The organism is Aquimarina gracilis, from assembly GCF_035285365.1.
GTDB classification, from domain to species: Bacteria; Bacteroidota; Bacteroidia; order Flavobacteriales; family Flavobacteriaceae; genus Aquimarina; species Aquimarina gracilis.
In genome coordinates, this window is sequence record NZ_JAYKLX010000001.1 from 541,828 (window position 1) to 554,246 (window position 12,419).

Sequence of the window (12,419 nt, forward strand, 5' to 3'; positions counted from 1 at the left end):
TTGGCGGGATTTTTTATTACCTTTAATCATATTTAGATGTAAAAAGATGTCGAGCCCCTCTAAAAAATCACTGCTATACAAAATTTTAAAATGGAGGTATCGCAATATCTCCAACAAAAATTTCATCCTTTTACTTAGTGTTTTTGTTGGATTTACTGCAGGTCTTATATCGCTGTTGTTAAAAAATATTACGCACCTTATTCAAATGGTGCTCGAAAGTGATATTCTTTCGTGGCAAACTTCTTTTTACTTCATCATTCCTGTTATAGGTTTATTAATCGTTTATGTTTTTACAAAATTCATTATTAAAAAAGATGTTAGGTCTGCTATACCCTTAATTTTACATTCTTTATCCAAAAAAGATGGTATCATAAAACCTATTCACGGTTATTTACCCTTAATCCTTGCTCCTATTACAGTAGGTTTTGGGGGTTCTGTAGGGCTTTTGGGGCCTGCGATAGGATCAGGATCAACGTTAAGCTCGGATATCTGCACTTTATTCAAAGTAAGTGGTAAAACCCGCTTTTTACTTATTGGTTGTGCCGCGGCCGGTGCTATATCTGCTGTTTTTAAATCGCCTTTGGCAGGATTGGTATTTGCTGTCGAAGTGTTTAGCTTAGACCTTACTTTGGCTTCACTACTCCCTTTACTTTTTGCCTCGGTATCTGCCATAATTACTTCCTACTTTTTTCTTGGTGATGAAGTTTTGTTCAGGTTTGATGTGATCGAAAAATTTGACATTTATGACACTCCTTTTTATATCATTTTGGGGGTGGGCACGGCTATAGCTTCGATATACTTTACCAAAATGTACTTTGGGATTTCACACTTCTTTAATCGTTTTTCAAAAAAGATTCATCGATTGCTTATCGGAGGTCTCGCTATTGGTATTATGCTATATTTTATTCCGCCACTTTATGGTGAAGGGCTAGGGTTTATCAACGATCTATTACACGGTGACCATTACACTGCAATTGGCCAAACTCCCTTTGATAGCATTACAGAAAACATTTGGATAGTTATCGCTTTATTAACCGGAATTACCATTTTTAAAGCTGTGGCCATGACCGCAACATTTGCAGCCGGAGGATCCGGGGGAATATTTATTCCTACAATGGTTATGGGCAGTGCCCTAGGTAATGTAGTATCTAAAGTCATTAATAATCTTGGATTGGGACTCGAAGTATCAGAATCTAATTTTACACTTCTAGGAATGGCCGGACTTATTGCCGGGGTATTACATGCTCCTCTTACCTCGATATTTTTAATTGCCGAAATCACTTCGAGTTACGAGCTATTTGTTCCGTTGATGATCACCACTTCTATATCTTTCTTTATTTCTAAAAATAAGATGGAACACAATATCTATACAACCGAACTTGCAGAGCAAGGTCATCTATTAACTCACGATAAAGATCAAACGGTGTTAACATTGATGAATCTTGAGGATTGCATAGAAACCAATTTTATAGCGGTAAAACCAAATTACACCCTTAAACAACTTTTGAGTGAGGCTGTAGCAAAATCAAATCGAAATTTGTTTCCGGTTACCGATGAGCAAAATAATTTGATAGGAATGGTTTCTTTGGATGACATTAGAGACATCATGTTTGATATCACTATGTATCATAAAGTAAAAGTAGATACTCTTATGTCTCAAACCTCTACTTTAATTATGTATGAAGAAGATAATGCCAAAACCGTAATGCAAAAGTTTCAGGATACTGGCGTATGGAATCTTCCTGTGGTAAGAGATGGGAAATATGTTGGATTTATTTCAAAATCAAAACTTCTGACTTCATATCGCAGAAAGTTGATTAATTTTACAAGATAATTTTTTATGTAATTAGACTGAGAGATACTACATCTATAGGATGAACCTCTACAATTATTAGTGCCACATGAAATATGTAATTCGATTTCTTTTTATTAGTATAGTCATACTTGTATGCGTTGGGTATTATTTTAAAAACACAGGCGATCATATAACGGGAGATAAATTTGTTGGTATGGGAATACTTGCGGCTTCCTTTATTTTAATGCCAATGTTTATTTATCACAGATGGAAAAACAAGAAAGTAAAAGATTATATGCTAACCGAAGAAAACCTAAATAAAATGAGGGAATACGAAAAAGAAAAGGAGCGCCGAAAAAGATAAATTTGAAAATATTCACATTTTCATAACGATTCCTAAAATATTTAGGCCTAACTTTAGAACTCAATATTTATTTTATTTTTATTACAATGGAAGGAACAGTTAAATTTTTTAATGAATCAAAAGGTTACGGATTTATTACCAACGACGAAACAGGAAAGGACATTTTCGTTCACGCCACGGGTATCGATGGAGATGCTTTGAACGAAGGTGACAAAGTAGAATATCAAGAAGAAGAAGGACGAAAGGGAGTTATAGCGGCAAATGTGCGCGTAATTCACGGTTAAGATATACAATACTAGGTTTCAAAAGCGCTACTCTTGTAGCGCTTTTTTTAGTTTTCATTAAATTCAATAAGTTCAAGTTTTGTTTTGCTTCTATAGAAATAGTAGAAAAACGAACAGTTCTAATTAGGGAGAGCTTAAAATAAAAAAGAGAGTGAATTGCAGTTTTAGCTACAGTACTATTATAATCACTAATTACTATTTATATCATAAATGTTCTTATTTTCTATGAAATCGTATAGAGTTAATTTCCTAATCTCATAATATAACTCCCAGTATTCCCTCAAACTTTGATAGTAATTATATAAGGCATCATCTTTTTCTTTCTGGGCTATATTAAGCTCTGTTATTGAAACTTTACCAATAGAAAATCTACGTTTTGCCGAGTTATATCTTCTTGCCGCAATTTCCCAAGCTTTTTTTGAAATTTTGGAAGATATTTCTAATTGATTCCATTCTAAATATTTAACACTCAATTCTCTTTTAACATTTAGTAATTCTTGTTCATTTTTACTTTTTGTAAGCTCAAGATTACTTACAGCTATTTTTTTTTCTGCTCTTCTTTTTCCCCAAGTAAATATGGGTACAGATACTGTTAAAGAAAAATTCTGTTGAGATAATAAATTTGAATAAGCCTGACTTAAAAGTTCATCTCGCTGACTTAAACCGAAATTTCCTGCTACCCCTAACTTTATATTATCGCTTCGTATTTTAGCAATTTCTTGCCCTGCTTCAAGGACTTTGCGATTTTGCTCAATTAATAGTTTTCTATTTGCCAATGCCTTTTGAAACAATTTGACTGAGTCTATTTTTATGAAGTTGAGTTCCTCTGGTGTGATTAATGATAAGTTAACATTCTCCTTTATCCCTAACTGGTTCAGGAAAGCCTGTTTAGCTAATTTTAATTCATTTTTAGATTTAATTAGTTCTTCTTCAGCATTTAATAAACTTAGCTCAGACTGTAGTAAATCATTTTCATATAATTTTCCGATATTAAATCTTCCTTTTGATATCTTATAAATGGTATCTTGACTTGTTTTATTAGTTAAAGCGTTTTTAGATTTAACTTTTGTTAAAAGATAATCAAAAAATAAGATTGTAGTATTCAAAGAAATACCTTCTAACTGTTCCTGGAATTCTCTCTTAAACTCTTCAAAGATTAAAGGTTGAATTTTTTTCTGCCACTTATATGGATTGTAAAAAAGCGATTCATGGTAATATTGTATAGATAAAGGTGTTGATGAATAGTTGGTAATCGTTGGTGATGAAAAAACATCTATACGGTTTAATGACGATGAAATACTAAACTCTCCTCCCGTAAAAGGAACTATTTGTAATACTTCCAACGAAAGAGAGGAAAAAGCTTGATTTTGATTAATGAAAATATCAGTTCCATCATCTGCTGTTATCCTATTAATTGATCGTTGATAATTTGGTAAAACTCCATTAATATTTATAGATGGAAAAAAAGTTGATTTATAAGATTGATACCCCCAGTAGCCTATATCTGAATTGTTTTTTGAAGATAGAAAATCTATTGACTGTTTTTTTGCTAAATTTATAGCATCTTCTAATGACAAATTAATACTTGGAGTATTATCTTGCGCATAAGTCATTGATGTTAAAAAAAATATTATAATTTGTTTATAATTCATTTTCTATTTTTTTCCAAAAAACCAATAAACTATTGGGACATAATATATGCTTACTACTGTTCCTATCACCATTGAAACAATTACTACAAAGGCAAATGGTTTTTGCAGATCATATCCTATTCCAGAGGAAAAAAATATTGGCACCATTGCGAATATGGTTGTTAAACTGGTCATAAGAATAGCATTTAATCTTTTTTTACCTGCATTATGAATTGCTTCTATAACAGACATATTTGATAAAAATCTGGATTTATTTATTGCATCAATTTTTAATATTGAATCATTAATAACTATACCTAAAATTATTATTAAGCCTATCATTGACATTATATTTAATGAAATCCCTATAAGTTGTAAAACTATAATAGACGCACTTAAAGTAAGAGGTATTTCTGATAGGATTATAATAGGCTGAATAAGAGATTCAAATTGTGCTGCTAGAATAAAATACAATAGTAAAACAACAATTATCAGAACTATAGATAACTGTTTAATGAAATCTTTATTTTCAAAATACTTTCCTTCAAATTCTAAGTCAACACCTATTTTGTTTTTCATAAATAAAATTACCTCTTCTTCATTTTTTGTATCTATTATCAAAGGAATATAATTGCCATCCATATTTGAATATAAATTTTCCCTTTGTTTACGATTTTTTAAGGATATTAGACTTCTCAAAGGAATTTTGACAGACTCCCTATTATGAATAGAAAGGTTTTTAATATTAGATAATTGATTTTCATCATCATTTCTAATAACAATTGGTAGATACTCATTTGTGGTTTTTAAAATGCTGATTTTATTGGCACCTAAAATTGATTGTAGTTTAATTAATAATGCTTCCAAGTCAACTCTATAAACTGACAATTTGTTTATGTCAATCTCTATTTTCATGTGACTAACTTCTTGTTGAGTTGTAATTTTCGTTTTTGGGAATCTCACATTTAATTCGTTAATTAAATTATCTATATCGGATGCATAGTTGACAGGTATTCTGGCGAGAAGATTTACTTCTTCCTTTGGAAATATTTGTTCAAATAAGTTTTTGGAATTTCTTATTGTGAAGATTGATTTGTCGTAGTTGTTATTTAGAAACAAATCTACTTTTTCCTTAACTTTTTGACTTTCTTCATAGGACTTTAATTTAATAAATAAAGAAGATTCCTCAGAGGCTAAATACCCTTTAACAAGAGATAAAAAATCTTGTTCTCCTATATATTTTGAATTTGGATTCTCTATCGCTTTTCCTAACTCTAGAGTTCTTTTTAGATTGTCTTTAGTACTAATTGGCTCATTCCAGTCAACAATTAAATCAAAATTACTGTATCTAATATTAGGTAGTTTTTGTTTGTCTATTATGATAACAACAAAAATACCTATAGCCAATATTATAATGCTTGAAAGAATAATAGTATTCTTTCTTTTAAATAAGAAATCGAAAGAATTAAGATAATTTTTATTGATAGCGTTGGAGACAATGGTATCAGTTTTAATTTTCAAGTGTGTATAAAGGGTTGGTAATAAAATTATTGAGATTAAGTAAGATATTGTTAAACTTACAATTATGGAAATAGCTTGATCATAAAATAAAACTCCGGAAATACCACTGAGATAAATTAAAGGAATAAAAACGGCACAGGTAGTAAGAAGAGAGGATAAGAGAGGTTTTATAATTTCATATACTCCTTTAGAACAAGACTCTAAAAAGGTGTTTCCTTTAATTCTATATTGTGTGATATTATCAATAACTATCAATGAATTATCAATCATCATCCCAATTCCAACTATCAATCCAGATAGGGATACAATATTAATAGTAATGTCCAAGATATTTAAGAATACTAAGCTTATAATCAATGCTGTTGGTATAACTATACCTATAATTAAGGCAAGCTTATACGTTCTAATAAACACAAATACGATAAAAATTGCTAGAATAGTTCCGCTTAATATGCTGTAAACAAGATTATTGATAGACAACTTTAAAAGATCGGTTTGATCTTCACTTATGGAATAACTAAGGTCAGGTTTATCCTTTTTTAATTGCTCTAAATAGTTTACAACCTCATTTTTAGTTTCATAAATTTTAATATTCTTTTTGCTGAAAACTGCTAGAGATAAAGCTTCTTTTTGATTATTATAAAAATATCCTTTTCGCTCTCTTGGTTTCAAAGAAACTTTGGCTAATTTTCCTATCTGATATCTCCCATCTTCGCTTTTTACATAAAGATTTTTAATACTCTTTATATCTCTCAGTGTTGGTTCAAATAGAACATCCAAAACATAATGACCATCTTTTATTTTAAAACTTCCAAGTTGTGAGTTATTTTCAACTATGGTGTTCTCAATATCCTTTATGGAAATACTTAACCTCTCCAATGCATGCAAATTCGGGGAAATAACAATCTCCGGAAATACTAACCCTGTGATATCAACATATGAAATAGATTTATTTTGTTCAAGTCTTTTTTTGACTGTATTATTGATATAGTTCGAAAAACTAATTTTTGATTCTTTTTTTGGATAAGGAATATTGATAAAAAACAATGGTATGTCAAGAGAACTTGACTTTATTAATGTTGGTCTACTCACTTCTTTTGGGAAAGAGCTCATCACTTTATCCAAATTATCATTCACTTCGATGAATGCATAATCTATATCTATCCCATATTCAAAATTTAAATCAATAATAGCTTTTCCATTAGAAGTTTTGCTTTTTAAATTATCTAGTCTAGGTACTTGTAGTAGCTGTCTTCTTATTGGATTTACAATTAAATTTTCTAATTCATACGATGAATAATCAGGTTCGTTAATTTGAATTTTTAAATGAGGGATATCAATTTCTGGCATTAGTGCTATAGGCATTACTCTTAATGAGACTAAACCTATCAAAACAAAAGCCAAAAAGGCCATGATAACTGCTATTGGTCTTTTAATTAAAAATTCAATCAAACTTTTGGGTATTTAGCTTTAAACAAACCGGTAAAAAAAATAGAATTACTATAAAAGAAAATATAAGCCCTCCTATATTTCCATATGCAAATGAAGTCCAAAAAAAGTCATTGCCTTCTATCATAACAAAAGGAAGTAGGCCTAGAATAGTTGAAATTATGGTTAGAGAAATTGGAGTTATTTTTATACTAATTGCCTTAATGTAATTTGATAAATTTGATGCTCCTTTTCTTTTTATGTTTTTATACTCATTAAGTACATAAATAGAAGAATTTACAACAATTCCACTTAGCATAATAAAAGAAGCCAGTCCACCTTGATCAAAAGGAATATCAAATAAGCTAAATGTTAAAAATACTCCTATAAATGAAAAAGGAATTGTTAATATGATAGCCAACGGTAATGTTAACGACTCAAATAAAATGGCGCAAATAAAATAAATGATTAAAAAAATAATTAGAGTAATTTTCAGGAAAAGATAGTCGCTCTTCTCTGTAAAATATTCCTCATTTGGATGCAATGCTTCATATCCTACTGGTAATTGGATATTTATTTCTCTTAAGAGTTCTTTATTAACAGAATTGTTAAGAAAATGAGTCCCTGCAAAACTATAGTCCAAATAGACTTCATAATTGTTATTCTTTCTAACAACATTATTGACAACGTTTTTCTTTTGAATATCTGTAATTTGTCCAACAGAAAATGATGTAGAATCATGTGTTATAGTATTTTTTTTAAAATCGAATATTGACAAGTAGTCATTGCTACCTGTTATGGTCACTTTTTGGTTATTTAAGGAATGAATATATATTTCGTTACCTGAATTCCATTTTATACTATTTATTATTTCATTATTATTTATTACTGATTTTCTAATATTTAATACATATTCATACTTTTCTTTAAGAATAAAAGATTTTTCACTGCTAATCTTGACATTACTAATTCTTGGATGTTTTAATAAGATTTTATCTTTTATTTCCGAAGCAAATTGCAGTAAATCATCTAGATTATAGCCTTTTAACTTTATTGTAGCATCTGATACTAAGTTTCCACTATTACTAAATGGTTGACCAACACCAAAAATTGAGCAATCCATACCTCCAATTTGTATAGCAATGGCTTCTAACTTGTTCTTCAGGGTATATGGTACATCTGTGTTTTCATATTCTTCTTTAAGGAAAACCTTGATAAACCCATTATTAACATCTTCAACTTCGGTTAGAAAAAAATCTACTTCTTTAAAACTGAAAAGTGATTTCTCGAAAGATTTTACAGCCTTATCTAATTGATTGATAGTACCTCCTTCAGGATTAAAAATTCTTATTTTTATTGAAAGTCTTTTTGGTGAACTTATAAATGAGCTCTTTTCAGTACTCTTCAAAAAAGTGTATAATGTACCTCCTAAATGTTTGAAATTTGGGAATAACTTTTCTTTATAAAAATCACTTTGCAAAATAAGGTTTAACGAATTAATAAGTTTGGTATCTTCCTGAATTTCTTCAGGCAATAAAAATAAGGGCAGGCCGAATAAAAAAATAAAAAAAATGAATACTAGCTTGCGTTTTCTTACTAATATTTCAACAACTTTTTTGTATCTATTTGTTAGCTTAAAGATTTTACGCTTTTTGCTAAAATTAATTGACTTCTTTTTAAGTCTTACTTTCTCAATTAGTGAAGGCACTAAAAAGAAAGTAACTGATAATGAAGTTATAAGGTTAATAATGATAATCCAAGAAAAATCCAAAAGATAGAGCTGATACTCTTTTTTTATAAAAAAAACCATTATTAATGAGCCAACAGTAGTTATGGTTGCTGCCAAAATTGAGATAAATACCTTTTTATTCTTACTGTTAATTAAATGGTCTATCATTATAATTGTATTGTCTATTATAATTCCAAGAGATATTGTTAATCCAGCTAAAGAATACAAGTGAATATCTATAGAGAATGTATAATAAAAAATAACAGCAAATAAAATATTTAAAACTAACGTTGTTAAAACAAGAAAAACATATTTGAAATTGCGATTGATAAAAAAAACGAAAATAAGAAGTATTCCGAGTGAAAATGAAATTCTATATAAAACCTTATTTAGTTCGCTTTTTAGTTTTATTGTTGAATCATAGAGAATGCTTATTTGCACATTATCTTTTAACAATATTTCATTAAGAATTTCAATATTATTTCGTAATTTTTTCGAAATCGTCAATTGATTTTCCTTTTTTTCAGTAGATATGTAAATAGTTAGCGCATCGTACCCATTGTATCTTTTGTACCCCTGAAGTTTATCTTCTTTTTCACTTATAGTAATGATATTTTTCAATAGTATGCTTTCGTTTTTTTTAGTAATAATAGGGATATTTAATATGTCATAAATGTCATTGTTCTTTTGACCAAAATCTACTTGAATATTAGTATTTATACCTTTATGTTGGATTACTCCTAAATTATATCTCTTTAAAAAATTGACTATAAGCGATTTAACATTGTCTATATTAAGGTTAAATTTTTCAATTTTAGAATTTCTGCATGTAATTACATAGCTATATTTGGGTGCGCCAAACAGTTCTACTTCAGTTATTCCCTTAATTTTTACTAATTGGGGAGTAATAATGTTTTCCGTATAAGTCTTTAACGCTTTCTTAGAGAGATCGCCACTTATAGCTAAAGACATTAACACTTCTTTATCCGTTTTATTTATTCCGTGCTTACTAATATTAGGAAAAGATACTCCTTCGGGAAAAGAAGGATATATTTGTCGAACAATAGAAGATATATAAAGTGATGCCTTGTCTAAATCTGTGTCTTTTGAAAATTCTAAGCGAATACTCCCTTGTCCTTTTGAAGTAACTGAACTAACATTAATTAGATTATCCATTTTGGATATGGATCGCTCAATTTTAGTGGTCACTTCACTTTCTATTATTCTAGGATTTTGATTAACCCATGAATAATCGATAGATATTACAGGAATGTTTTGTTGAGGTTGTAATCTAATAGACAGAAAAGAAATAAACGTAATCCCTATTAATCCTAAAACAGTGAATAATATTATTTTAGAAAAAGAAGAGAGTCGTAGAAAATTTTGACGCCATTCATTCATTCTGTTTAACAACGTTAGAGTAATGTGCCAAATTTACATTACCAGAGTAAATAACCTCATCATCCTTTTTTAAACCTTTTTCAACGACAACAAATTCGTAATTTTCTAAGGACGTTTCTACATAATTCCATATTGCTTTCCCTTCTTTATAGGTGAAAACTACTTTTTTATTATCTCTTAAAACTACACTTTCTTTAGGCACATATAATTTATTTGGAATTACCTTCTTAATGATGATATTTACATTCATCCCATCAATAATATAACTAGGCACATCTTTTATAACTCCTTTAGCCTTAATCATACCATTTTCATCGACCATAGGATTAATTTCAGTGATAACTCCTTTAAACACTTCTTCGTCTAATAACGTTGAGATTTCAATAGGTTGTCCTTTACTTAAGAAAACATAATCATCTTCTATTATGCTAAACTCTACCTCTAAAACAGAATTATCAATAATAATACAAAATGGCTCGGTATTATCCGGATAACTGTGAGTTTTAGTCTCTAAATTAGCTACAATGCCGTTAATTGGTGATTTTAATATTGTTGATGCAAACTCTATGTTCGCTTCGTTTAAATTAGAAATAGCTGTATTGTAATTACTTCTGTTCTTTGCCATTTCCAAGATAGGTTTTGGAATATTAGAAGAATCTCTTAAAGCATAATTAAAGCCAATTAGGATATCTTCTACATCGATTTTGGCTCTTTCTAATTGCTCTTTTGCTTTGATAACTTTATTTTTATAAGTAGTATTTTCTTGCAGAGCTATTATTTGACTGTTAGAAACTTTTTTACCATTACTAACATAAATCTTAGATATTTTTTCATCCAGTTTAAATTTTAAACCCACTTTCTTTTGAGCAAAGACTTTACCTCTAGTTTTAAGACCTAAGTTAAAATCTTTGTAGAGTACCTTTTTTGTTTTTACTTTATTGTATTCAACTTTTAATATTTCTTCTTTCGCTTCAAGATTATCAGTACCTCCAGAACCCTTGTTCCGTTTGCAAGAAATTGAGAGTAAAAAAATTAATAAAACAATACATTTGGATTTAATCATAACGAAAATAAATGTAAAAAAATGCTATCATACATTTCTTTATTGATATAATAGCATTTTAATTTGTCTAAAAAATAGTTACCAAATTAACTATGTATGTTGTACTGCCATCAGAAAAACTTCTAGAAGGTTTGAAGTAATGATTGGATATAACACATCATCATTATACTTACCACTGACAGAAGTCTTCAGCACATCAATTTTTGTCTGCTAAAGCGAGATTTTGATTGTTTCAGAATTGTAAACTTAAGACTAACAATCACAGTAGGAGAAACCTCCATTGCTATTAAAAAAACTTTTAATGATTTATGTTTTAAAGATTTATAATTTTTTAGGAATTAATGTTCTAACTGAACCCAATACTAGAAAAATCAAAAATCGGTTTCATCATCATTGCAACTTCCAGAGGATTTGAAATAATGCCTACCTGCAGAATCACCATCAACAACACAAAAAGAGTGATCTTCAGGACAACAAGTTCCATCCGCAAATGCTGAATTTTTGATTATTTTAGAATCTTCTAATCTAAGACTAAATAATAAAGATAAGGAGAAAACTCCTAGTACTATTAAAAATACTTTTTTCATAATTTATGTTTTAAAGATTTATAATTATAGAATAACTAAAGTCAATGCCCCTGATTGAACTCAACACTAAAAAAATCAATAATCAGAATCAGTAGAACAGATTCCAGTATTTGTTGTATAATATTCATCTTCTGTGTTTTTACCATTATAACCACAAATGGATCCCGTTTCTGGACAACAGCCTGCTTCGGCAAAGGCTAAGTTATTAGTAATACTTTTGTCTTCATATTTTAGGCAAAACATGAGAGTCAAAACCAAAATTATACAACAACTAAAAAATAAATTTTTCATAATTAATTTATGTTTAAAGGATTTAAAATTACTAGCGAACTAAAGTAATACCCTAATTGTACTCAATACTAAAAAAATCAATAATCACTATCACCATCAGAATTACAAGAGCCTTCGCTTTTTTTGTAATAATCGGTTAAAGTTGAAGAGCCGGCTGGGCAAGTTGAGCCATCTTCAGGGCAACAAGTATGTCCAGCAAATGCTTCTTTTTTTACTAGATTATAATCTTCACTATCTAATGAGAACGTAAGACCAAAGCCAAAAAGAATAAACGTATAATAAAAAGTTTTTTTCATAATTTATGTTTTAAATATTTAAAATTACT

The 12,419-nt window shown here is 29.1% G+C and carries 9 protein-coding genes; 3 read left to right on the forward strand and 6 right to left on the reverse strand.

The window, feature by feature from the left end; all coding sequences use genetic code 11:
* Positions 1-46 precede the first annotated feature (46 nt).
* The 3 genes from U6A24_RS02240 to U6A24_RS02250 all read left to right on the forward strand — a co-directional run bounded on the left by U6A24_RS02240 (position 47) and on the right by U6A24_RS02250 (position 2,443).
* Positions 47-1,834 carry a chloride channel protein gene (locus tag U6A24_RS02240; RefSeq protein ID WP_324178308.1) on the forward strand — a complete coding sequence of 596 codons (1,788 nt, stop codon included), beginning with the start codon at positions 47-49 and terminating at the stop codon, positions 1,832-1,834.
* Between the two features lie 67 nt (positions 1,835-1,901).
* Entirely contained in the window at positions 1,902-2,159 is a 258-nt protein-coding gene (locus U6A24_RS02245; RefSeq protein ID WP_324178309.1) for a hypothetical protein, read from the forward strand.
* Between the two features lie 86 nt (positions 2,160-2,245).
* Positions 2,246-2,443 carry a cold-shock protein gene (locus U6A24_RS02250; RefSeq protein ID WP_248330371.1) on the forward strand — a complete coding sequence of 66 codons (198 nt, stop codon included), beginning with the start codon at positions 2,246-2,248 and terminating at the stop codon, positions 2,441-2,443.
* Between the two features lie 188 nt (positions 2,444-2,631).
* Here U6A24_RS02250 and U6A24_RS02255 read toward each other — a convergent pair whose 3' ends face one another.
* The 6 genes from U6A24_RS02255 to U6A24_RS02280 form a co-directional block, all read right to left on the reverse strand.
* The gene (locus U6A24_RS02255; RefSeq protein WP_324178310.1) at positions 2,632-4,095 is read right to left on the reverse strand and encodes a TolC family protein; all 1,464 of its coding nucleotides are present in this window, start codon (positions 4,093-4,095) and stop codon (positions 2,632-2,634) included.
* 3 nt (positions 4,096-4,098) lie between these two features.
* On the reverse strand, positions 4,099-7,047 hold the full coding sequence (locus tag U6A24_RS02260) for an efflux RND transporter permease subunit (RefSeq protein WP_324178311.1): 2,949 nt from the start codon (positions 7,045-7,047) through the stop codon (positions 4,099-4,101).
* Entirely contained in the window at positions 7,040-10,153 is a 3,114-nt protein-coding gene (locus U6A24_RS02265; RefSeq protein WP_324178312.1) for an efflux RND transporter permease subunit, read from the reverse strand. The genes U6A24_RS02260 and U6A24_RS02265 overlap by 8 nt, the downstream gene beginning before the upstream one ends.
* Positions 10,146-11,216: an efflux RND transporter periplasmic adaptor subunit gene (locus U6A24_RS02270; protein ID WP_324178313.1), complete on the reverse strand. Its 1,071-nt coding sequence runs from the start codon at positions 11,214-11,216 to the stop codon at positions 10,146-10,148. The genes U6A24_RS02265 and U6A24_RS02270 overlap by 8 nt, the downstream gene beginning before the upstream one ends.
* Before the next feature lie 371 nt (positions 11,217-11,587).
* Positions 11,588-11,803, reverse strand: coding sequence for a hypothetical protein (locus U6A24_RS02275; protein ID WP_324178314.1), 216 nt, complete (start codon positions 11,801-11,803; stop codon positions 11,588-11,590).
* A gap of 368 nt (positions 11,804-12,171) precedes the next feature.
* A complete protein-coding gene (locus tag U6A24_RS02280) occupies positions 12,172-12,390 on the reverse strand; it encodes a hypothetical protein (protein ID WP_324178315.1) in 219 nt (72 codons plus the stop codon).
* Between the last annotated feature and the right edge of the window lie 29 nt (positions 12,391-12,419).